This is a genomic window from Microbulbifer sp. HZ11 (assembly GCF_000708675.1).
Classification (GTDB): Bacteria; Pseudomonadota; Gammaproteobacteria; order Pseudomonadales; family Cellvibrionaceae; genus Microbulbifer.
The window spans coordinates 49,614-74,201 of sequence record NZ_JELR01000002.1; the positions used below are offsets into that span (position 1 = coordinate 49,614).

The 24,588-nt window shown below is 57.4% G+C and carries 15 protein-coding genes; 7 read left to right on the top strand and 8 right to left on the bottom strand.

Going from position 1 to position 24,588, the window contains the following annotated elements:
* Positions 1-16 precede the first annotated feature (16 nt).
* From AU11_RS08120 to AU11_RS08140, 5 genes are all read left to right on the top strand, one after another.
* A complete protein-coding gene (locus AU11_RS08120; protein WP_043318587.1) occupies positions 17-802 on the top strand; it encodes an ABC transporter ATP-binding protein in 786 nt (261 codons plus the stop codon).
* Positions 802-3,270, top strand: coding sequence for an ABC transporter permease (locus AU11_RS08125; RefSeq protein ID WP_043318590.1), 2,469 nt, complete (start codon positions 802-804; stop codon positions 3,268-3,270). Before AU11_RS08120 ends, AU11_RS08125 begins: the two co-directional genes overlap by 1 nt.
* A gap of 98 nt (positions 3,271-3,368) precedes the next feature.
* Complete coding sequence (bioA, locus tag AU11_RS08130) at positions 3,369-4,640, top strand: adenosylmethionine--8-amino-7-oxononanoate transaminase (protein ID WP_043318592.1); 1,272 nt, start codon at positions 3,369-3,371, stop codon at positions 4,638-4,640.
* Between the two features lie 201 nt (positions 4,641-4,841).
* The gene (locus AU11_RS08135) at positions 4,842-7,673 is read left to right on the top strand and encodes a glycoside hydrolase family 9 protein (protein WP_197023805.1); all 2,832 of its coding nucleotides are present in this window, start codon (positions 4,842-4,844) and stop codon (positions 7,671-7,673) included.
* Between the two features lie 97 nt (positions 7,674-7,770).
* Positions 7,771-9,660 carry a cellulase family glycosylhydrolase gene (locus AU11_RS08140; protein WP_043318594.1) on the top strand — a complete coding sequence of 630 codons (1,890 nt, stop codon included), beginning with the start codon at positions 7,771-7,773 and terminating at the stop codon, positions 9,658-9,660.
* A gap of 102 nt (positions 9,661-9,762) precedes the next feature.
* Here the strand turns inward: AU11_RS08140 and AU11_RS08145 are convergent, their stop codons facing one another.
* The 3 genes from AU11_RS08145 to AU11_RS08155 form a co-directional block, all read right to left on the bottom strand.
* A complete protein-coding gene (locus AU11_RS08145) occupies positions 9,763-10,395 on the bottom strand; it encodes a thioredoxin family protein (RefSeq protein WP_043318596.1) in 633 nt (210 codons plus the stop codon).
* A 37-nt stretch (positions 10,396-10,432) separates the two neighbouring features.
* Positions 10,433-12,499 (bottom strand): protein-disulfide reductase DsbD, encoded by a 2,067-nt coding sequence (locus AU11_RS08150; RefSeq protein ID WP_231491760.1) that lies wholly within the window; start codon positions 12,497-12,499, stop codon positions 10,433-10,435.
* 191 nt (positions 12,500-12,690) lie between these two features.
* Entirely contained in the window at positions 12,691-14,136 is a 1,446-nt protein-coding gene (locus tag AU11_RS08155) for a catalase (protein WP_043318600.1), read from the bottom strand.
* Positions 14,137-14,337: 201 nt separating this feature from the next.
* Here AU11_RS08155 and selD point away from each other — a divergent pair, with 201 nt between their 5' ends.
* Both selD and mnmH read left to right on the top strand, forming a co-directional pair.
* The gene (gene selD, locus AU11_RS08160) at positions 14,338-15,375 is read left to right on the top strand and encodes a selenide, water dikinase SelD (RefSeq protein WP_043320230.1); all 1,038 of its coding nucleotides are present in this window, start codon (positions 14,338-14,340) and stop codon (positions 15,373-15,375) included.
* 11 nt (positions 15,376-15,386) lie between these two features.
* On the top strand, positions 15,387-16,493 hold the full coding sequence (mnmH, locus tag AU11_RS08165; protein WP_043318602.1) for a tRNA 2-selenouridine(34) synthase MnmH: 1,107 nt from the start codon (positions 15,387-15,389) through the stop codon (positions 16,491-16,493).
* 63 nt (positions 16,494-16,556) lie between these two features.
* On the opposite strand, the gene sucD is transcribed toward mnmH, so the two are convergent.
* The 5 genes from sucD to AU11_RS08190 form a co-directional block, all read right to left on the bottom strand.
* A complete protein-coding gene (sucD, locus tag AU11_RS08170) occupies positions 16,557-17,429 on the bottom strand; it encodes a succinate--CoA ligase subunit alpha (RefSeq protein ID WP_043318603.1) in 873 nt (290 codons plus the stop codon).
* 122 nt (positions 17,430-17,551) lie between these two features.
* The gene (sucC, locus tag AU11_RS08175; protein WP_043318605.1) at positions 17,552-18,712 is read right to left on the bottom strand and encodes an ADP-forming succinate--CoA ligase subunit beta; all 1,161 of its coding nucleotides are present in this window, start codon (positions 18,710-18,712) and stop codon (positions 17,552-17,554) included.
* 152 nt (positions 18,713-18,864) lie between these two features.
* Positions 18,865-20,307: a dihydrolipoyl dehydrogenase gene (lpdA, locus tag AU11_RS08180; protein WP_043318607.1), complete on the bottom strand. Its 1,443-nt coding sequence runs from the start codon at positions 20,305-20,307 to the stop codon at positions 18,865-18,867.
* A 171-nt stretch (positions 20,308-20,478) separates the two neighbouring features.
* Positions 20,479-21,681, bottom strand: coding sequence for a 2-oxoglutarate dehydrogenase complex dihydrolipoyllysine-residue succinyltransferase (gene odhB / locus AU11_RS08185; RefSeq protein ID WP_043318610.1), 1,203 nt, complete (start codon positions 21,679-21,681; stop codon positions 20,479-20,481).
* 70 nt (positions 21,682-21,751) lie between these two features.
* Positions 21,752-24,577 (bottom strand): 2-oxoglutarate dehydrogenase E1 component, encoded by a 2,826-nt coding sequence (locus tag AU11_RS08190; RefSeq protein ID WP_043318612.1) that lies wholly within the window; start codon positions 24,575-24,577, stop codon positions 21,752-21,754.
* Positions 24,578-24,588 lie beyond the last annotated feature (11 nt).

Below are 24,588 nucleotides of genomic sequence, written 5' to 3' on the forward strand. Positions count from 1 at the left end.
ATTACAGGGACTTGCCATGTCAGTGATGCTCAAAGCCGAAAACCTTCAACACCGCGTCAGTACCAGCGAAGGCCCACTGACCCTTCTGAACGACATTTCCCTGCAACTTCCCCCCGGCCAGAGCCTGGCCATCACCGGGGCTTCCGGCTCCGGCAAATCCACCCTGCTGGGCCTGTTGGCCGGCCTCGATCGCCCCACCGAAGGCAAGATCTGGCTCGCGGGCGAGGAAATCACCGCCATGGACGAAGAGCAGCGTGCCGCCCTGCGCGCCCGCTGTGTCGGCTTCGTGTTCCAGACATTCCAGCTGCTGCCCGGCCTCACCGCGCAGGAAAACGTCATGCTGCCAAGCGAACTTCGCGGCGAGCGCAACGCCGGCAAGCGCGCCGAGGAATTTTTAGAGCGCGTCGGCCTCGGCCATCGCCTGCACCACTACCCGCGCCAGCTGTCCGGTGGCGAGCAGCAGCGCGTCGCCATCGCCCGCGCCTTTTGTAGTATCGCTGCCGGCGGACGCAGTATTGCCAACCAGAGCTCTGACACCTCTTCCGGAATAAATAGCGGCATTCTGTTCGCCGACGAACCCACCGGCAGCCTGGACGCCAATAACGGTGAGAAAGTCATCGACCTGCTGTTCAACCTCAATGCCGAGACCGGTACCACCCTGGTACTGGTCACTCACGAACAGCGCCTCGCCGAGCGCTGCGGTGCCCACCTGCGCATGGCCGCCGGTGAAATCACCAGTGCCGATATTCCCGACTCGTTTTTAGGAGATCAGTTTGGTGATCAGACGGAGGTGTCCGCCTGATGCTGCCACTGAAACTCCTCGGCCGCGACTGGCGCGGCGGTGAACTGGCTCTCATTGCCACCGCCCTGGTGCTGGCGGTCACCTGTGTCACCGCAATCGCCCACTTTTCCGACCGACTCACTCGTGCCATGCATATCCAGTCCCAGAGCTTCCTGGCTGCAGAGCGGGTGGTACAGAGCAGCAAGAAAGTCCCACAGGCATGGTTGGCCAAAGCCGATGAACTGGGGCTGAAGCAGGCCCAGACCACCACCTTTGCCTCCATGCTCTCCGCCGGAGATGAATTCCAGTTCGCCTCGGTAAAAGCCGTGAGTGATGACTATCCGTTGGTCGGCCACCTGGAAATGCGTGCAAGTGCGGATGACATTTCCCGCGAGATCCATCAGGGCCCACCTCCCGGAGAAGTGTGGCTGGAAGCGCGCCTGCTGCCGCTGATGAATCTGTCGATCGGCGACGACCTGCAGCTGGGTGACACCGATCTCAGGGTCGCCGGTATCCTCGACCACGAACCGGACCGCGGTGCCAATCTCTTCTCCATGGGCGCGCGCGTGATGATGCACCAGTCGGATCTCGCCGCCACTAACATCCTGCAGCCCGGCAGCCGCGTCACCTATCGCTACCTGTTTGCCGGTGACGACTCGACTCTCGACCAGTATTTCGATTGGCTCAAACCCCAGCTCACTGACCACCAGCGGGTGATCGACCTGGAAGAGGGCCAACCCCGTGTCGCCCGCACTCTGGATCGCGCAGAGAGCTTCCTGTTTCTGGCGGCCAGCCTCGCGGTACTGCTCGCCAGTGTTGCCGTCGGCCTCGCCGCCCGCCGTTACGGCCTGCGCCACGCCAACTACGTGGCGGTGATGAAAAGCCTCGGCGCCGGCAAGAGCAAAATACTCGGAATCTACATTGGCCAGATGACCGCCCTGGCCCTGATCGCCACCGCCATCGGTCTCGCCCTCGGTTCCCTCATCCAGTCCCAGGCGGTAAACCTGCTGGAAGGCTTCTTCCCGGTTACCCCGCCCCCCAGCGGCCTGCAACCTCTGCTCGTGGGTCTTGCTACCGCCGTCGCCTGCGTGATCGGCTTCGCCCTGCCGCCCCTGTTCCGCCTCGCCCAGACCGCCCCCATGCAGACCCTGCGCCAGGACTGGAGCAATCCGGACAAGCGGGAATGGCTCGGCCTGATCCCCGGCCCCCTGTCTATGCTGCTGTTGATCTGGTGGCTCTCTGGCAGCATCGCCATCACCGTCGCCCTGCTCGCCGGCCTCGGCCTGCTCGTGGCTGGCGCCGCCCTGATCAACCGCCTGCTGGTGCGCGGAAGACTCGCGTCCCTCGGCGGCAGCTGGCGTATTGCACTGGGCAGCCTGCAACGCCGTGCCGGCTTCAATACTCTGCTGATTGCCGCCTTCGGCACCGGCCTGCTCGCCATGCTCGCCATGTACTACGCGCGCACCGCACTGATCGACGAATGGCAGATGCAACTCCCGGCAAACGCCCCCAACCACTTCCTCGTCAACATCGCCCCCTACGAGCTGGAGGGCGTGAAGCAAAAAGTGGAAGGCAAAAACCTCGAAGGCAGCGAGTTCTACCCCATGGTGCGCGGCCGACTTATCGCCGTAAATGGCACCCCTGTGGACGAACGGAAACACCAAACCGGCGCCATCCGCCGCGAACTCAACCTGAGCTGGACCGACACCCTCCCCGCCGACAATAAAATTGTCGCCGGTGAATGGTGGAATGAAGACCTCAACGAAGGCGTCTCTCCCCAAGGTGTTTCGGTCGAAGTCGAAGTCGCCGCCCGCCTCGGTCTCCAACTCGGCGACATCTTGCGCTTCTCCATCGGCGGCCTCGAAACCGAAGCCACCGTCACCAGCCTGCGCACCCTGGACTGGAACAGCATGCGCCCCAACTTCTTCATGCTGTTCGCCCCGGGAAGCCTCGACACCTTCCCCGCCACCTACATCCAGAGCTTCTACCTGCCGCCGGAAGACAAACTGTTCGTCAACGAACTGGTGAAAAACTTCCCCAGCGTCAGCATCATCGAACTGGACAAAATCCTGGAAAATATTCGCGAAACCATCGGCCAGGTCGCCATCGCCGTCGAGTCCGTTCTCGCGCTCATGTTAGTCGCCGGCGTACTCGTACTGATCGCCGGGGTCCGCGCCAGCATCGCCGAACGTTTGCAGGAAGCCGCCGTAATCCGCACACTGGGCGGCCGCCGGCAACTGCTGATGCGCAGCCTGATGGTCGAGTTCGGCTTGCTGGGTATTGCCGCCGGATTACTCGCTGCCTTTGGGACCGAAGCCACACTGGCGGTACTGACCCAGCGGGTCTTTGATATGCCGTTTAATTTCCACCCGGGACTGTGGCTGATCGGGCCGCTGGTTGGGGCATTGCTGGTTGGTACCGCGGGTACGCTGGCGTGTCGCAGTGCGGTTAGTCAGCCGCCGCTTAAAGTTCTGCGGGAATTGGCTTGATTACCGGCTTCGTAGCTCTGGATTCCGGCCTGCGCCGGAATGACGGTAGACGAAAGCTTACGAAGTAAAAAAGTACAATGCGAAGGCAGAGCACCTAAATGATGGATCTAGAGTTTGATAAAAACCACATCTGGCACCCTTACTCCTCCCTGATTAATCCACCGCCTGTTTACCCCGTCACAAGAGCCGAAGGGGTCAGAATTTACCTGGAAGACGGACGCGGATTGATCGACGGCATGGGTTCCTGGTGGAGCACCCTGCACGGCTACAACGTTCCCGAACTAAACGCCGCCATGCAAAACCAGATGGAAAAAATGAGCCACGTCATGTTCGGTGGCCTCACCCATGAACCCGCCATCGAACTTTGCAAAAAACTCGTCGCCCTCACCCCGGAGCCACTGCAGAAAGTCTTCCTCGCCGACTCCGGCTCCGTCTCCGTCGAAGTCGCCATCAAAATGGCCCTGCAATACTGGCACTCCCAGGGAAACCCGGAAAAAAACAAACTGCTCGCGCTGCGCAACGGCTACCACGGCGACACCTTCGGCGCCATGGCCACCTGTGACCCCGTCACCGGCATGCACCACCTGTTCGCCAGCCAGCTCACCCAACACCTGTTCGCCCCCGCCCCCAAACCAAAATTTGACGAACCCTGTACAGAGCAAGACACCGCCGAACTGCAACAACTGATCGAACAGAACCACCAAGACCTCGCCGCCGTCATCCTCGAACCCATTGTCCAGGGCGCCGGCGGCATGCGCTTTTACTCCCCGGAGTATCTGAAGCGTGTGCGTGAACTCTGCGACCAATACGATCTGCTCCTGATCGCCGACGAAATCGCCACCGGCTTCGGCCGCAGCGGCAAAATGTTTGCCTGCGAGCACGCCGGAATATCCCCCGACATCCTCACCCTCGGCAAAGCCCTCACCGGCGGCACCATGACCCTCGCCGCCACCCTGTGCACTAACAAGGTGGCCAACGGAATCTGCAACGGCGAAACCGGTGTATTCATGCACGGCCCCACCTTTATGGGCAACCCCATGGCCTGCGCCGTGGCCAACGCCAGTATCGACTTGCTACTGCGAAGAAACTGGCAACAGCAGGTTGATCGAATTGAAACCCAACTGAAAGCGGAACTGACCCCACTGAAAAATGCCGAGGGCGTTGCCGACGTTCGGGTACTCGGCGCCATTGGTGTCGTGGAAATGCAAAAGCCCGTAAATAATACAACCGTGCAAGAAAGCCTGATCAATCAAGGTATCTGGTTGAGGCCATTTGGAAAGCTCGTGTACACCATGCCCCCCTACATAATGAGTACAGGCGACCTAAGTTCGCTCACTTCCGCCATGTGCAAAACCCTGTCGACGCTGTAAAAATTTAATCAAAAAAATCGAAGTCTCCCTCCCCTTTTTAACCCCGTCGCCATGGCAACGGGGATCTCGTCACACTTCAAAAACACTGGCGTAAATTTCATTCCAGCAGCGGTTACATACACGTCCTTCTGTTGCGAACTATAGATTCGCTGGGCAGTTGATCCTGCCCGCAGATAAAGAATCAAAAATGAAGGAAGTCCCATGAAGCGAATGACTCGAACCACAAAACCGCTTGCAGCCGCGATCGCCGGTGTAAGCATGGCGGGCATCGGCCTGTTTTCTACTGGTGCCGTCGCTGCCAACTACGGTGAAGCACTGCAAAAATCCATCTATTTTTATGAGGCTCAACAATCCGGTCCCATCCCTGGCTGGAACCGTAACGAATGGCGCGGCGACTCCGGCATGCAGGATGGTGCCGACAACAACGTAGACCTCACCGGTGGCTGGTACGACGCAGGCGACCATGTAAAGTTCGGTTTCCCGATGGCAGCAACAGCGACCATGCTCGCCTGGGGTGCCATTGAGAACCAGGCGGCCTATGCACAGACCGGTCAGCTCGAACATCTGAAAAATAACCTAAAATTTGTCGCTGACTATTTCGTAAAGGCGCATACCGCGCCGAACGAATTGTATGGACAGGTGGGTGAAGGTGCGGTGGATCACGCCTGGTGGGGCTCTGCGGAAGTGATGCAGATGCCACGTCCATCCTACAAAATTGACGAGAACTGTCCGGGCTCGGATCTGGCCGGTGAAACCGCTGCGGCACTGGCTGCGATTTCCATGGTTTTCGAAAATTCCGACCCACAGTATTCAGCGACCCTGCTGGAGCACGCCAAGCAACTCTACAGCTTTGCTGATAACTATCGCGGGAAATATAGCGACTGCATCACCGATGCCACCGCGTTTTACAATTCCTGGAGCGGTTATAACGACGAGCTGGTCTGGGGTGCGGCGTGGCTCTATCGCGCCACAGGCGACCAGTCCTATCTGGATAAAGCCAACAGCTATTACGACAACCTCTCGACCGAGCCACAGTCGCCAGTGCGCTCTTACAAATGGACCCACGCCTGGGACGACAAGGGCTATGGCAGTTACGTGCTGATGTCTATGCTCACCGACAACCCCCAGTATCGCGCTGACGCCGAGCGCTGGCTGGACTACTGGACCACCGGCTATGAAGGCAACCGCGTAACCTATACCCCCGGTGGCCTGGCGCACCTGGATCGCTGGGGCGCCGCCCGTTATGCCTCCAACACCGCTTTCATCGCGCTGATCTATTCCGACTACCTGAAAGCAAACGATGCGGACAACCCCAAGGCACAAACCTACTACGACTTCGCCGTCAGCCAGATGGAATATCTGCTCGGCGACAACCCGATGAATATGAGCTATCAGATCGGCTACGGCTCTGTGTATCCCACATCACCGCACCACCGCACCGCACACGGCTCCTGGAACGACAGCCTGTCTGACCCGGTGGATAACCGCCACACTCTGGTGGGTGCACTGGTGGGCGGTCCGGATGCCAGTGATGGGTTTGAAAATGACCGCGGCGATTACATTCTCAACGAAGTAACCACCGACTATAACGCCGGCTTCACCGGCGCCCTGGCACGCCTGTGGATGGACTTTGGCGGCAACCCGATTCCGGAAGACAGCTTCCCGGCACCGGAAGAGCGGGATACAGAATTCTTCGTAGATGCGAAGCTGAATTCCACCGGCCCGCGCCACACCGAAATCAGCGCGCGCCCGCATAACCGCAGCGCCTGGCCGGCACGTCTGACCGACAACCTGAGCCTGCGTTACTGGGTGGATATTTCCGAGCTGGTGGATGCCGGCTATTCTGCCAGCGACCTGGAACTGAATACCGCCTACAACCAGGGCAGTGATTTTACCGGCCCGCACCCCTGGGGTGATCCCGCAGACAATATCTACTACGTCGAAGTGTCTTTCGAGGGTGTGGATATCTTCCCCGGCGGCCAGTCCGATAGCAAAAAGGAATCCCAGTTCCGGATTGGCGTGCGCGAAGGTTTGCCCTGGGATCAGAGCAATGATCCATCCTGGGACAACTACGGCAGCAGCCGTGAAGAAGCGCCGCGCATTGCCCTCTACGACGACGGCAATCTGGTCTGGGGTGAGGAGCCCGGTGAAGGTTGCGGCGGCAGCTCCGGTGTGAACTGTGTTCCGGTGGCTGACGACGTTTTCGTTGAAACCGGATTCGAGTCTCAGGTGATGGTAACCCTGTCCGGCAGCGATCGCGACGGCAGCATCACCGGCTACACCGTGGAAACCTCCCCGGGTAACGGCAGCCTGAGTGGCACTGGCGCAGAACTGCTGTACACACCGGATGCCGGCTTCTTCGGCATCGATAGCTTCACCTACACCGTCAGTGACGATGCCGGCGCTGTTTCCGCACCGGCCACCGTGACCATCGATGTAGAGTCCCCGCCCATCCCTGCGGTCAGCATCACCTCGCCGGCCAACGGCAGTACCTTTGAGGAAGGGGAAGACATTACCGTGCAGTACACCCTGCAATATGCAGACGGTGTAAACCTGTACCTGGACGGAGCGCTCACCGGCAGTGCCAATGGTGCCACCGACCTAGTAATTGATGCCCCCTCACTCGGCAACCACGTGATCGAAGTGCGCGCTGTGGACGATGGTGAAGAGCTTAGCGCTACCGACAGCGTTTCCATCGTCGTGGAAGAGCAATCTTCCGGTGGTGGAGAAGGTGTGCAGTGCTCCGTGGACACTGCCGACAGCTGGAACACCGGCTTTGTCATCAATGACATCGTTGTGGAAAACAACGGTGATAGCGCCATCAGCAGCTGGGAAGTAACGCTTACGTTTGCCAACCCCATCAGCATCGTGAATGGCTGGAACGGCGAGTTCCAACTGTCCTCTGATGGCCGCAGCGTCAGCGTCACCAACGCCGCCTGGAATGGAAACCTGCAACCGGGCGCCTCTGCCAGTGCCGGCTTCCAGGGCGGACACAATGGCGACTTCGCCCTGCCAACCTGTAGCGCTGACTGATATCCGGTAGCACCCACAATGAGCATCCGACAGACATCGCGTCTGTCGGGTGTTTTTCCGTTTCTCTTCAAATATTAATTAGAGTCTTGAAAATACAATGAAGACATTGACAACACTTTCATTGGCCACTGCGCTGGCCGCGTCCCTCTCTGCTCCGTCATTTGCCGAGGCACTGCCGGATGACGATTGGCTGCGTGTGGAAGGCAACCAGATTGTCGATCAACAGGGCAACCCGGTATGGCTGACCGGCGCCAACTGGTTCGGATTCAACGCCAGTGAGCGGGTATTTCACGGCCTGTGGGCAATAAACCTCGAAAACGCTATGGCGGATATCGCCAGCCGCGGTATCAATATTCTCCGTGTTCCCATTTCCACGGAACTGATTTACGAGTGGCAAAGCGGTATGGCCGCAGTGCCGAGCATCAACGACTACGCCAACCCGGAGATTGCCGGGAAAACCACACTTGAGATTTTCGACACCACAGTGGCGCTTGCGAAAAAGTACGGCGTCAAAATCATGGTGGATGTACACAGTGCCAAAGCGGATAACTCCGGTCACTTCGCGCCCATGTGGTACAACGAAGAGCTCACTTCCGAAATTTTCTACGAAACCTGGGAGTGGATGGCGGATCGCTATAAAAATGATGACACCGTCATTGCATTCGATATTGAGAACGAGCCTCACGGCAAACCCTGGGCGGATTCTCCCTACGCCAAGTGGGACAGCTCTACTGACGAAAACAACTGGAAATACGCCTGCGAAACTGCGTCCAAGCGTATTCTCGCCATCAATCCCAACGTGCTGGTTCTGTGCGAAGGCATCGAGTCTTACCCGAAGGACGGCGTGACCTGGGACAGCGATTCCAGTAAAGATTTTCACAACTACTGGTGGGGCGGCAACCTGCGCGGTGTGGCAGATCACCCGATCGATCTCGGCCCGCACCAGGATCAGCTGGTCTACTCACCCCATATCTACGGTCCGTCGGTCTACCTTCAGCCCTGGTTTGAGCCGGACTTTACCTATGAATCCCTGATGGAGGACGCCTGGAGAGACAACTGGTTCTACCTGTATGAACAGGGAATTTCGCCGCTGCTGTTCGGTGAATGGGGCGGCTTTATGGACGGCGGTCAGAACGAAAAATGGATGACCTACGCCCGCGATCTGATTGTGGAGCACAAGCTGCACCACACCTTCTGGTGCTTGAACCCCAACTCCGGCGATACCGGCGGTCTCTGGGGCTATGACTGGAAAACCTGGGATGAAGAAAAGTACGCGCTGCTCAAACCGGCACTGTGGCAGAACACGGATGGCAAGTTTGTAGGCCTGGATCACCAGGTGCCACTTGGCAGCAGTGAAACAGGTATTACGGTAAGCGAGTTTTACGGCAATGATAATCCGGTGCTGGATATCGTGACGCCGACTTCCGGTAGTGAATACTTGGTAGAAGAAACAATCACCGTCGCCTTCAACCAGCGCAAAAGCAGCGGTGCCAACATCTATATCGATGGTGGCCTGGTCGCCAGTGCGGAAAGCAGCCCCACCACCATTACCGCACCGGCAGCAACAGGTAGCTACCTGTTAGAGCTTGTCGCGCTGGACAGCGCGGGTATCGAGCTGTCTGCAACGGATAGTGTACAGATTCAGGTGGTTGATGAAGTGATACCGGATCCAGAACCGGAATCCGACATTGCCTGTGTACCCGGTGAAGCCGACAGCTGGACAGACGGATTTGTACTTAACACCATCACTGTCACCAACAACGGCGACAGCGCGGTAAGCGGCTGGGAGGTCAAACTGAACTTCAGCGGGGGCAATACCTTTGACAGCGGCTGGGGTGGCAACTTCACCGCAGAAAATGGGGGCACTCTGGTCACCGTTAGCAATCTGGCATGGAACGGCAACCTGCAGCCCGGTGCGAGTGCCAGCTTCGGTTTACAGGGTACTCATACCGGAAGCTATGTAGAGCCCACCTGTACGGCGAACTGATTTCCGTACCCGGGAACTAAGAGCACCAACTGAAAAGGCCCTCAGGGATACTTCCCCGAGGGCCTTTTTATTTGCACGACTTGTGATTCAGCAATAACGAAATCAATACTTGACGCTACAGCCGTATGCACGACTCGAAGCCACCGCCACTTGCTCGCCTTTCAGTGCTGCATCAAATGCTGCGGCCACATAATTGTTGGAGGTGGGGATGACCGCGGGATTGGCGGAATCGTTATCGTCGATCGCACCGGCGTAAACTACCTGCCCTTCCGGGTTAATGATAAACATATGTGGTGTAGTCTTGGCCCCGTACGCGCGCCCCATACTGCCGTCGGTATCCAACAGGAAGGGAGCGCTTGCCGCGAGCTTGTGGCTCTCCGCCACTTCCAATGCCTGCGCCGGTTCCAGGTAGCCCTGCTTGCCTTTCGCAGAAGAGATAACGGTCAGCCAGTTGATGTCCTGGTCGGTGTACTTTTTCTGTAGTGCCTGCATATTGCCACTACCGTAATGTTTCTTCACATAAGGGCAGTCCTTGTTGAACCACTCCAGCACCAACCACTGACCTTTGTAGTCTTCCAGGCTGCGGGTCTCGCCTTTTGCATCCACCTCACTGAACGCCGGTGCCTGCTCGCCGGGGACCGCGACTGCCATTGCCAACGCCGGTAGCGCAAACAGCGCGACACTGCTGATAAATTGACGAAAAGACCGTTTACCACTTACACGCTGAGTATTCACGATGACGCATCCTCTTGGTTGAAAATAGGGTAAAAAATTACTTGTTGTCGAATAGGGCTTCAATCATGTCCGTCTTCAAAATCTGCGGCAGCAATACTGGCTCCGTTTCTCCCGGTGCATACCAGGCGTAAACCGGTACCGAGTTTCTTCCCAGCTCCCCCAGTGCCCGGGTGATTTCCGGGTTCTGGTCGGTCCAGTCGGCCCGCACCAGATACACGTCATTCTCCCGGAACAGCGCCTCAACTTCCTGGGACTCCAGCACCAGCTTTTTGTTCACCTGACAGGTAATACACCAGGCTGCGGTGTAGTCGATAAATACGCCCTGCTCACGGGACAGCGCCTGATTGATCGCACTGCGATCATAGGGCTGCCAATTGCTGCTCTCCTGCGCCAGTGCCGCTCCTGCGGCGCCACTATGCTGCAGCTTGTTGGCGGCACCAAAACTCAATACCAGTGCCGCCAGCACCAGCCCCCACGCAAGCCAGCGGCTACCGCGGAACCCATGGCGCCCGAGCCAGAAAGCGAACACGATGGTCAGCATCAGCATGGCCCCGATCAGCCAACCGCTTTCACCCACTAGGCGACCCAGCACCCACAGCAACCAGATCACCGTGGCGTACAGCGGGAACGCGAGGAACTGGCGCAGGGTTTCCATCCAGGCCCCCGGCGCCGGCAAGCGGTTTAGTAACGCGGGAAAAGCGCACAGTAGAACAAACGGCAATGCAAGCCCGATGCCCAACCCGAGGAAGATCGCCATGGCGCCGTATGCCGGCAGTAAGGTGGCGGCACCCAGCGCGGCACCCATAAACGGTCCCGTACAGGGAGCTGCCACAAATACCGCCAGTACGCCGGTGACAAAAGATCCCCCGCGGCTGTTTCCGGCCAGGTTCATCAGGTGATGGCCAAACTCGTACAGACCACTGAACGACAGCGCCATAACCCAGAACAGTAGAATCAGCCCCAGCACCACCGGTGCCGACTGCAACTGGAATCCCCAGCCAATCGCTGCGCCACCGGCCCGCAGAACCAGCAGCAGCGCTCCCAGCACAGCAAAGGTCACCAGAACCCCGGCGGCATAGCGCAGGCCCTCGTCCAGACGCTCACCGGCGTGCTTTTCCGGGCCGACCAGGCCAAACAGCTTGATCGACAGCACCGGAAACACGCAGGGCATCAGGTTGAGAATGGCCCCTCCGGCAATGGCCGCCAGCACCAGCAGCCATAGAGGCTGTCCGCCATCCACCGGACTCGGCGCAGCAGTGGCCGCCGCCTGAATATCTAATTGCTCCAGCTGCCAGGCTCGAGAGCCATCGCTGATCACAAAACCGGTGCTGTCCGGTAAGGGCGCACCGGGCACCCGCTGGAAGGTGTAGCCGGTGGTGCTGCCGGACTGTGCAATCTGAGGGGCTTTGGCGGTCAGCAGGTTTCCATCGAGGGGGAAGACCGCCGGCGCTTCCGAGGAAGCGCCTTCACCCGCTTCCAGTACCAGCTGCAGACTGTCGCCGTCCGCTTCCGCGGTAACGTTCCGCACAGACCAGGGAAAACCGGTATTGCCGCTGACCGCAAGCGGAATCTGCGCGGCAAACCGATCTCGCAGCGCTCTGTCGCCTTGCGGCCACACCACCTGGTCCGCCACCGGGCGCGATAGGCTCATGGCACCGAAGCCGGGGATGCAGTCCACCTTGCACACCAGCCACTCCAGATTCACCACCAGCTCCATGCGCTCGGCTTCCGGTGTCACTGTGAACAGGTAGGCCACGTCACCTTCATAGCCGAGGTTGGTAAGGTGCTCGATGGGTAAACGCACCGGGAACGGCCACTGGATCTCGCCAACCTTGCCGCTGGCACCGATAAAATCAAAGCGCGGTGCAGCACCGGAATCGCCAGCGTTGCGCCAGTAGACGTGCCAACCGGGATCAACCTCGAAGTAAAAACCAATGGTTTCCTCACCGGGGCCGAAGGTATCCGGCGCCAGCCAGCGAACGTTTACATGGTCGCCACTGGCCGTTTCCTGAGCGGAAGACAGTGTGCTCCAGCCCGTAAACACACTTACAAGCAGCAGGAACAACAAGGGAAATAGAGTGCGGTGCACGTACGTATTCGACAAAAGAGACTCCACCTGACAGCCAGAACCGGTCGACCGGTCATATTGTTATACGCGCCGATCATTCAAATAGATTGTCGGCCCGGCTGCAAGGGGGGATTCGATAAGGTGAGAACGGGTGCGATAAGCGGATGCTGAGGGGAGCCGGGTAGCCGGGCTCAGCCCGGCGGAAAAACAGAGGGCCCGCACCTTGATCACTGCCCTTTCACGCCCTTCTCAATACGGTCACCGATGTCCCTGTCCACGTTGCGCCAGTACTCGAAAGCGCGCTTCAGGACTTCTTCGGAGACGCCAGCGGAGAGGTGCCCCACGACATTGGACACCAGGCGTTCCCTGCCCCCATCGTCCATGACCTCACGCACCAGCGTACCTGCCTGCACAAAATCGTCATCCTCTTTGTGGGGGATATAGGCAGCGTGCATAAATTCACCACTGGCTTCCCATTTCTCGGTGTAGCTATGGTTTGCACTGGGCCCTCCTTTGCTATTGGGGGCATATACTGGATCGGTAACATTGTCGACCCGCAACGCACCATCCTTGCTGTAGCTGTGTACCGGGCATTTTGGCCGGTTTACCGGGATCTGTTTGTAGTTGACCCCCATACGCGCGCGGTGGGCGTCCGCATATGAGAACACCCGTGCCTGCAGCATCTTGTCTGGACTGAAACCGATACCCGGTACCACGTTGTTGGGCTCAAACGCCGCCTGTTCGATCTCGGTGTGGAAATCCGTCGGATTGCGATCCAGCACCAGTTTGCCAACTTCGTGCAGCGGATAGTCTCCGTGCGGCCATACTTTGGTCAGATCAAAAGGGTTGAAGCGATAGTTCGCGGCTTCCTCATAGGGCATGATCTGCACGTGTAGTGTCCAGCTGGGGTGATCTCCGCTGGCGATAGCCTCAAACAGGTCGCGACGGTGTGCATCAGAATCCTGCCCGGCAATACGATCCGCCTCTTCCTGAGTCAGGCACTCCACACCCTGGTCGCACTTGAAGTGATATTTCACCCAGAAGCGTTCTCCTTTGGCATTCACCCACATATAGGTATGGCTGGAATAGCCATTCATATGTCGATAAGACTTGGGAATACCCCGGTCACCCATCAACCAGGTCACCTGATGGGCTGATTCCGGCGATAGGGTCCAGAAGTCCCACTGCATATCATGGTCGCGCAAGCCGTTGTCGGCGCGGCGTTTCTGAGATCGGATAAAGTGTTGAAACTTCATCGGGTCGCGGATAAAGAACACCGGCGTGTTATTTCCCACCAGATCGTAGTTACCCTGAGAGGTATAAAATTTAAGTGCAAAACCCCGTGGGTCGCGCCAGGTGTCCGGGCTGCCCTTCTCTCCAGCCACGGTAGAAAACCGGATCAGTGTGTCGGTTTTGGTATTGGGTTGAAATACCGCAGCCTTGGTATATGCACTCACGTCCCGGGTAACCGTAAAGTGCCCGAAAGCACCGGAACCTTTCGCGTGGGGCTGGCGCTCTGGAATATGCTCCCGATTGAAATTGGCCATCTGCTCGATCAGATAGTGATCCTGCAGAATGATGGGGCCCTGGGCGCCCACTGTCAGAGAGTATTCGTCACTGGCTACCGGAATACCGGCGTCATTGGTCGTGCGCTTCGAGTCGTCTTTTTTCACGTTCTGCTCCTCAGATTATCGCGATATTGGATCCGGATACCGCGCACCGGAATCATTAGGAAACAGAGGAAACCATAGTGCACTCATGCCCACATTGAATGAACCCAGACACACCCACTGCTAAAATGAACGCCAATTGACACCAACTGCTCCAACTTACAGGGTGCGAAGCAAAATGAGACCAGTATGCCAGCTTCCAATATCGACAAAGCCATTCGTCTGACACAGTACAGTCATGGCGCAGGCTGCGGCTGTAAGATCGCTCCCGCGGTGCTGGACAGGATTCTGGCAAACAGTGGAAGCAGCGCGGATCCCCTCCTCTGGGTAGGTAATGATTCCCGCGACGATGCGGCCGTATACGCCCTTGATGAATCCCGTGGCGTGGTATCCACCACCGACTTTTTTATGCCCATCGTAGACGACCCCTACGACTTTGGCCGCATTGCCGCCACCAATGCCATCAGTGACATCTACGCCATGGGGGCAGCCCCTATGATGGCTATCGCCATACTCGGTTGGCCAGTCAGCCTTTTGCCGCCGGAAGTGGCACGAGAAGTCATTCGCGGCGCGCGAGCCGTATGCGCAGACGCTGGTATTCCACTTGCCGGAGGTCACTCCATTGATGCACCGGAGCCTATTTTCGGACTCGCGGTAACCGGAATCGTCGACAAACAGCAATTGAAACGAAATAACACCGCAACCGCTGGTTGCGCGCTGTACCTCACCAAACCACTGGGCATCGGCATTTTCACCACAGCGGAAAAGCAGGGAAAGCTGCGAGAACAAGATATCGGCAGCGCATTGCAGCAAATGTGCACCCTTAACCGTGCTGGCAGCGTGTTTGCAAAACTCCCGCAGGTTAGAGCCATGACCGACGTCACCGGCTTTGGTTTACTCGGCCACCTGGTGGAAATGGCGGATGGCAGCAGGCTCTGCGCGCGTATCAATTACGATGCCGTGCCGCGACTTGATGGAGTGGAATACTACGTGGATCAGGGGTGTATCCCCGGTGGTACCGAGCGCAATTTCGACAGTTACGGCAAGCGGGTACGACTTGCCAGTGAGTTACAAAAACCTCTACTGGCCGACCCGCAGACCAGTGGTGGCCTGTTGCTTGCCGTAGAACCTGAAGGCAACGCGGAATTTCTCTCCACGGCGGCTCAGAATGGACTGCAATTATTGCCGATCGGAACGCTGGAAAATTCGTACACCGGCGGCCCGGCTGTAATTGTGGAATGAGGCAATAAGCGGTGCGAGAAAATCATCGGTCCGATACCGCAGACTACCGGTCAGTCTTTCTAGACGACCGGCCACTGATTGATACCCGTGCACCCACGGAATTCATCAAAGGGTCCTTTCCCACCGCTATCAATCTACCATTGATGAGCGACAACGAGCGCGAAGCGGTGGGCACCTGTTACAAACAGCGGGGCCAACAGGCAGCCATTGCTCTTGGGCACGAATTGGTGTCCGGCAAGACCAAGGAAGCACGAGTATCCGCCTGGGTACAATACGCCCGAGACAACCCAGACGGCTACTTATTCTGCTTTCGCGGTGGCCTGCGCTCCCAAATCAGCCAGCATTGGCTGCACGAAGCCGGTATTGATTACCCGCGGATTACCGGTGGCTACAAAGCCATGCGAAACTTCCTGATTGATGAACTGGAAATTGCCGCACACGATTGCCGGTTTACCATCCTGAGCGGCATGACTGGCACTGGAAAAACAGAAATCATCGCGCAACTATCGAATGCCATAGATCTTGAAGGGCATGCCAATCACCGCGGCTCCAGTTTCGGCAAAAAGGCCACGCCCCAACCGACGCAGATCAACTTTGAGAATGGACTGGCCATTGACCTGTTAAAGCGCCGCGCCCGTAAACAGAATCACTTTGTCTTGGAAGACGAGAGTCGCCTGATCGGGAAATGCTCCATCCCTTTTTCCCTTCACCGAAAAATGCAGCAAAGCCCCATCGTATGGCTTGAAGACGATTTCGAACAACGGGTTGATCGTATCCTTGACGACTATGTCATTAAACTCTGTGACGCATTTATTCGAGCGCACGGTCGTGAACGTGGCGCAGAGATTTACGCGGCATCGCTCCGTCAAAACCTGTTCAGGATTGCTAAACGCCTCGGCGGAAAACGTTTTCAGGAAGTCGATGCCATTATGCAGGAGGCGCTGCGGCAACAACTCGATTGCGGCGACACCAGCAGACACCGGTGTTGGATCACCCTCTTGCTACGGGACTACTACGACCCAATGTATCAGCACCAGATAGCAAGCAAAGCCGAGCGCACCCTGTATCGGGGTCGTCGCCATGAGGTAATTGAATACCTTCAGGCGGGAAGTGATTAGAGCGCACATAAAAAAACGGGCCTCGATGAGGCCCGTTTTTCGAAAGAACACAAATGGCAAAACTTACCAGCCGGTTACTTCCTTCAGTGCATCGCCAATTTGCGCCAGGGAGCGTACGGTTTTAACACCGGCATCTTCCAGAGCAGCAAATTTCTCGTCCGCGGTACCTTTACCACCGGAGATGATCGCACCGGCGTGGCCCATGCGCTTTCCGGGAGGAGCGGTTACACCCGCGATGTAGGAAACGACCGGCTTGGTGACGTTTTCCTTGATGTAAGCAGCCGCTTCTTCTTCAGCGGAACCGCCGATCTCACCGATCATAACGATCGCTTCGGTCTGTGGATCGTTCTGGAACAGTTCCAGAATGTCGATGAAGTTGGAGCCCGGGATGGGGTCGCCGCCAATGCCCACACAGGTGGACTGGCCGAAGCCGTGGTCAGTAGTCTGCTTTACGGCTTCGTAAGTCAGAGTACCGGAGCGGGAAACGATGCCCACTTTACCCGGCTTGTGGATGTGACCCGGCATAATACCGATTTTGCACTCACCGGGAGTGATCACGCCCGGGCAGTTCGGGCCGATCAGGCGTACGCCCAGCTCGTCACACTTAACCTTGGCGTCCAGCATGTCCATAGTAGGGATGCCTTCGGTGATGCACACGATCAGCTTGATGCCGCCGTTGGCTGCTTCCAGGATGGAATCCTTACAGAAAGGCGCCGGCACGTAGATGACCGAGGCTTCTGCCCCGGTAGCTTCTACAGCTTCTTTCACAGTATCGAATACTGGCAGGCCCAGGTGAGTCTGGCCGCCTTTGCCCGGGGTTACACCGCCGACCATTTTTGTACCGTACTCGATCGCCTGCTCGGAGTGGAAAGTACCCTGAGAGCCGGTGAAGCCCTGACAGATTACTTTAGTGTCTTTGTTAATCAAAACGCTCATTGATGAGTCCTCAAATTCTTGCTCGCTACGGAGTGATATCCATCCCTGGAGCCGCATTCCGGCCCGGCCATCCATGGCCGGTCGCTGACAAAGCTGCGGAAACACTCAGTTTCCGGACTATGTCAGCCCGCAGCTTTAACCACTTGCTCTGCAGCATCGGTCAGGCTGGTTGCAGCGATGATGTTAAGGCCGCTGTCGCTCAGAACCTTGGCACCCAGGTCTGCGTTGTTACCTTCGAGGCGAACAACTACCGGAATCTTAACGCCCACTTCTTTCACAGCGCCGATTACGCCTTCTGCGATCATGTCGCAACGCACGATACCGCCGAAGATGTTGATCAGAACGGCTTTTACGTTCTCGTCAGACAGGATGATTTTAAACGCTTCAACAACGCGCTCTTTGGTCGCACCGCCACCAACGTCCAGGAAGTTGGCCGGCTTGCCGCCGTGCAGGTTGACGATGTCCATGGTACCCATTGCCAGGCCAGCACCGTTTACCATGCAGCCGATGTTGCCATCCAGCGCTACGTAGTTCAGGTCCCACTTGGCTGCGTGTGCTTCGCGCTCGTCTTCCTGAGACGGGTCGTGCATTTCACGCAGGTCCGGGTGACGGTACAGCGCGTTACTGTCGATCACGATCTTGGCGTCCAGACAGTGCAGGTTCTTCTCTGGAGTGATGACCAGCGGGTTGATTTCCAGCAGCGCCAGATCTTTTTCTTCAAACATTTTCGCCAGACCCAGGAAGATCTTGGTGAATTGCTTGATCTGGTCGCCTTCGAGGCCCAGCTTGAACGCCAGTTCACGGCCCTGATAAGGCTGAGCACCTACCAGCGGATCAACGGTGGCTTTCAGGATTTTTTCCGGAGTCTCTTCCGCGACTTTTTCGATCTCGACACCACCTTCGGTGGAGGCCATGAAAACGATACGACGGGTAGAGCGGTCTACCACCGCACCCAGGTACAGTTCCTGTTCGATGTCGGTGCAGCTTTCCACAAGGATGCGGGAAACCGGCTGGCCGTTTTCGTCTGTCTGATACGTTACCAGGTTGTTACCCAGCCACTTCTTCGCAAATTCTTCAATTTCCGCTTTGGAATCTACCAGCTTTACGCCGCCCGCTTTACCGCGGCCACCAGCGTGTACCTGGGCTTTAACAACCCACTTGTCGCCGCCGATTTCGTCTGCTGCCGCTGCTGCCGCTGCCGGGGTTTCCGCTGCAATGCCTTTGGAAACCGGCAATCCGTATGCTGCAAACAGTTGTTTGCCCTGATACTCATGCAAGTTCATAGTCAATACCAATTCACATTTGAAATGTGTTTACCAATTGCAGATTGCTCTGCACCTTTAGACAGGATTCTGACTCTGCTTCATTACAAAAATCAGCACCCTGAAATGAATCCGGGGCGGAAACTGCTTTCCGCCCCGGTATAACGGGTCGCTTACTTGCGCTTTTTACGGTTGGCCATATGAATGGCGTGACCGTTGACGGCGAGTGCCGCCTCCTTGACCGCTTCGGAGAAAGTCGGGTGACCGAATACGGTCATACCGATGTCTTCCGCGCTGGAACCGAATTCCATGGCAATCGCTACCTGCTGCACCAGATCGGAAGCGCTCGGGCCTACGATATGGGCACCCAGGACACGATCGGTTTCGGCATGAGCGATGATCTTCACCATACCGCCGGATTCGTTCGCCGCAACCGCACGGCCTACCGCCAGGAACGGGAACACACCTACGTTGTAGGGCTCGCCGTCGGCCTTCACCTGCTCTTCGGTGCGGCCAACCGCAGCGATTTCCGGGTGGGTGTAGATCACGTTCGGGATCACGTCATAGTTCATCATTGGCTTCTGGCCGGCGATGCGCTCGGCAACCACTACACCTTCTTCAGACGCCTTGTGAGCCAGCATCGGGCCGCGCACCACGTCACCGATCGCCCATACGCCCGGTGCAGAAGTCATGCACAGGTCGTTGACGTAGATGAAACCGCGCTCGTCCAGCTTTACACCGGCATCTTCAGACAGCAGACCTTCAGTGTACGGACGACGGCCCACACACACGATCAGCTTGTCGAAGGTTTCGGTCTGCTCTTTGCCGTCTTTGTCCTGATAAGTGACAACGACTTCTTTGCCTTTCACTTCACTGCCGGTTACGCGGCAGGAAAGACGGATATCGAGACCCTGCTTCTTGAAGATTTTCTGAGACTCTTTGGCGATCTGCTGGTCCATGATCGCGAGGAAGCTGTCCAGCGCTTCCAGTACCACCACGTCGGATCCCAGGCGATTCCACACGGAGCCCAATTCCAGGCCGATAACACCAGCACCGATCACACCGAGGCGCTTGGGCACTTCGGTGAATTCCAGTGCGCCGGTGGAGTCAACAATCACTTTATTGTCCACCGGTGCCGGCGGAATATTTACCGGTACGGAACCGGAAGCGAGAATGACATTCTCCGCTTCGTAGGTGGTGGTCTTGCCGTCTTTATCGGTTACTTCCACTTTCTTGCCAGCCAGCAGCTTGCCGGTGCCCTGGATCGAGGTAACCTTGTTGGCCATAAACAGGCCGGAGATGCCGCCAGACATCTGCTTTACGACGCCTTCTTTGCGCTCGATCATTTTCTTGACGTCGATCTTTACCTTGCCGGTATCGATGCCGTGCACGTCGAGAGAGTCTTTGGCTTCATGGTATTTCCAGGAGCTGTCCAGCAGCGCCTTGGAAGGAATACAGCCCACGTTCAGACAGGTACCGCCATTTACGGTCTTGCCTTCTTCACTTACCCATTTTTCAACACAGGCAGTTTTCAGACCCAGCTGCGCTGCGCGAATAGCAGCGACATAACCACCGGGGCCGGAGCCGATTACGATTACGTCAAATTTTTCTGACATGGTCTGTTCCAAATTTGAGTGGATTCAACGTATGCGAGTATTTACCCGCATAACCGGGGAGCTCCCGGTATTCCCTGAGACGGTCTTGATGCCGTTGATGCCAGCGCGAATGGCTGACTCATTGTTTAGGGCAGCAGCAACGACTGCCACCCCATCTCCAAAATACTCTGCTTACACTTCCAGCAGGATGCGCGCAGGATCTTCGATCATTTCCTTGATCGCAACCAGGAAGCCAACCGCTTCCTTGCCGTCGATCAGGCGGTGATCGTAAGACAGCGCCAGGTACATCATCGGCAGGATTTCTACCTTGCCGTCGACCGCCATCGGGCGCTCCTGGATTTTGTGCATACCCAGGATCGCTGTCTGCGGTGGATTCAGGATCGGGGTGGACAGCAGGGAGCCGAACACACCACCGTTAGTGATGGTGAAGGTACCACCAGTCATCTCTTCGATGGACAGTTTGCCATCGCGGGCACGAACGCCCAGATCACGGATATTGTTTTCCATATCCGCCAGCCCCATGTTTTCCGCGTTACGCAGAATCGGGACCACCAGACCTTTCGGGGAGGAAACCGCAACACCGATATCCTGGTAGCCGTGGTAAACAATATCGTCACCATCGATGGACGCGTTCACCGCTGAGTAGCGCTTCAGTGCTTCTACGGCCGCTTTTACGAAGAAGCCCATAAAGCCCAGGCGAGTACCGTTGTGGGTTTTCTCGAACAGGTCTTTGTAGTTCTTGCGCAGATCCATGATCGGCTTCATGTTCACTTCGTTGAAGGTAGTGAGCATGGCGGTGGACTGGGACGCGTCGAGCAGACGCTCGGCGATGCGCTTGCGCATACGGGTCATGGGTACACGCTTCTCAACGCGCTCACCCGCAGCAACTTCAACCTGGGCGGCAGCCGCCGGTGCGCTCGCCGCAGGGGCGGAGCCGGCTTTCATCACGTCTTCTTTCAGAACGCGACCACCTTTACCAGTGCCTTCAACACCGGCCAGGTCTACGCCTTTTTCCGCCGCCATTTTCTTGGCAGACGGCATGGCAATTTTTTCGCCGCTGGCAGCCGGGGCTTCCGCGGCCGGTGCTTCGGCTGGAGCCGGTGCGGCTTCAGAGGAATCACCAGCGCTGCCGCCGGCACCTTCCTCAAATTTGGCGATAACTTCATTGGACAGAACGGTATCGCCCTCGCCCTTGATAATTTCGCTAATGGCGCCGTCAGCCGGTGCAACTACTTCCAGCACAACTTTGTCAGTTTCGATATCCACGATCAGTTCATCGCGGGACACAGCTTCACCCGGTTGTTTGTGCCAGGTAGCAACGGTGCCGTCCTGTACAGATTCCGGGAATGTTGGCGCTTTAATCTCGATGGTCATTGTTCCTGTTTCCTGAGATTGTCTTGGGCGCCAGATTGACCAACGCCCTGCTCTTCGTTGTACTGCTGCCTTATTCGACAGTCAGCGCCTCGTTGATGAACTTATTCTGTTCTTCCAGATGGGTGGACATATAGCCCGCCGCCGGTGCAGCGGAGGCTGCGCGGCCGACATATTCCAGTTCCAGCTTGGGATGTGCTTCTTTCAGCAAGCGACGCAGGTGGTGCTGGCTGGAGTACCAGGCGCCCTGATTCATGGGCTCCTCCTGACACCAGGCGACACTCTTGATGTTCTTGAATGCGGAAACCGCAGACAGGAACTCATCGTCCGGGAAGGGGTACAGCTGCTCAAGTCGAACCAGAGCAACATCCTCCTGCTCGCGCTCCATGCGCGCTTCCAGCAGATGGTAGTAGACCTTACCGGAGCAGATCACCAAGCGCTTCACCTTGGCGGGATCCACAGCGTCATCCTGGATAACATTGTGGAACTTGCCATTGGCCAGCTCGTCCAGGCTGGAAGTGGCCAGCTTGTGCCGCAGAATCCACTTGGGACTCATGATGACCAGCGGACGACGCATCGGGCGAATGGCCTGACGGCGCAGCAGGTGGAAGATCTGAGCCGGGGTAGTGGCGTTACACACCTGGATATTGTGCTCGGCACACAGCTGCATAAAGCGCTCGAGACGGGCGGAGGAGTGCTCCGGTCCCTGGCCCTCATAACCGTGCGGCAACAGCATCACCAGGCCGCACATACGACCCCACTTGTGTTCACCGGAAGTGATGAACTGGTCAATCACCACCTGGGCACCATTGGCGAAGTCACCGAACTGCGCTTCCCAGACCACCAGGGATTTAGGCGTGGTGGTGGCATAGCCGTATTCGAACGCCAGCACCGCTTCTTCGGACAGCAGTGAGTCGTACATATCGAAGCGCGGCTGACCTTCGTACATGTGCTGCAAAGGCACATAACTCTGACCATCTTTCTGGCTGTGGATAACCGCGTGGCGGTGGGAGAAGGTTCCGCGCCCCACGTCCTCACCGGTGAAGCGGACCATATAGCCCTCTTCCAACAACGTGCCGTAAGCCAGGGTTTCTGCCATACCCCAGTTCAGCGGCAGGCCACCACCGGCCATCTTGCGGCGGTCATCGTAAATTTTGGCAACCTGGCGCTGCATGACAATGCCATCGGGCACGGTGGTCATGCGGGTGGCCACGTCTTTCAGCTTCTTCATCGGGAAGCTGGTGTCGCCCTCGGCGGTCCACTCGTGATTTAGATACGGGCGCCAGTCCACAAACATGGAAGAGTCCGGCTCTTTCACCAGGCCGGTGGCCACATCTTCACCGCGGTCCAGTTTGTCCCGGTAATCGTTGGCCAGTTTGTCCGCCGCCGCCTTGTCCAGTACACCCTCGGCAATCAGCTTTTCCGCGTACAGGGTACGGGTGGTCTTGTGCTTGCGGATGGTCTGGTACATCAGTGGCTGAGTGCCAGACGGGTCGTCGGTCTCGTTGTGGCCGCGACGGCGGTAGCACACCAGGTCGATGACGATGTCTTTCTTGAATTCGTAGCGGTAATCCACCGCCAGCAGACCGGCCAGCACTACCGCTTCCGGATCGTCGCCATTAACGTGCAGTACCGGGGCGTCGATCATCTTCGCCACGTCGGTACAATACTCGGTAGAGCGGGCGTCTTCGCGCTTGCTGGTGGTGAAGCCCACCTGGTTGTTCAATACCAGGTGAATGGTACCGCCGGTGTAGTATCCGCGGGTCTGGGACATCTGCAGGGTTTCCTGCACAACACCCTGACCAGCAAAGGCCGCATCACCGTGAATATTGATCGGCATCACCTTCTCGCCGGTACTGTCGCCACGACGGTCCTGACGGGCACGTACGGAGCCTTCGACCACCGGCGCACAGATTTCCAGGTGCGAGGGGTTGAATGCCAGTGCCAGATGCACTTCGCCACCGGGGGTCATCACATTGGAAGAGAAACCCTGGTGGTATTTAACATCACCGGAAGTATCCAGGGTCTTCTTGCCCTCGAACTCTTCAAACAGGTCTGCCGGGTTCTTACCCAGAATATTGACCAGTGTGTTCAGACGACCGCGGTGGGCCATGCCGATGACAATTTCCTTGACCGCATAGGTACCTGAGCGACGGATCAGCGCATCCATCAGCGGAATCAGGCTCTCGCCACCTTCCACGCCGAAACGTTTGGTACCGGGGTATTTGGAGTCCAGGTGGCGCTCGAGACCTTCTGCCGCTGACAGGCGCTGCAGAATTTCGACGCGAATATCATTGCCGAAGGTCGGCTTGGACTGGCTGCGCTCAAGGCGCTGCTGGAACCACTGCTGCTCGTCGAGATTCGACAGGTGCATGATCTCGGCACCGAGATTACGGCAGTAGGTGTTTTCCAGGCCCTCAACGATTTCGCGCAACGTGGCTTCGCCGTTGCCGAAGAACAGATCTCCGGTCTGGAAGGTGGTATCGAAGTCACCTTCGGTGAGGCCGTGATAATTCAGTTGCAGATCCGGCACCTGCTCGCGGGCCATGATGCCCAGCGGGTCAAGGGTGGCCTTTTTGTGGCCGCGGTGACGGTAGGAATTGATCAGTTGCAGAACTTTAATCTGCTTGCGCTCGTGTTCAATATTGACCGAGCCGGCGCCGGGAGCGGCGAGTGGGCGGGTACGGTTTTTCGCCAGCAGCTCAAAATGCTGACGAATCGCGGCATGTGAGACATCACCGCCATTTACCCGCGGCAGACTGTCAAAGTAGCTGCGCCATTCTTCCGGTACACCACTGGGGTCGTGCAGATAGGTCTCGTACAGATCTTCCACGTATCCGGCGTTGCCACCAGAGATATGCGAAGTCCGCCAGAGCGCCTCCATAGAGCTTTCGTGCATTAATGCCTACC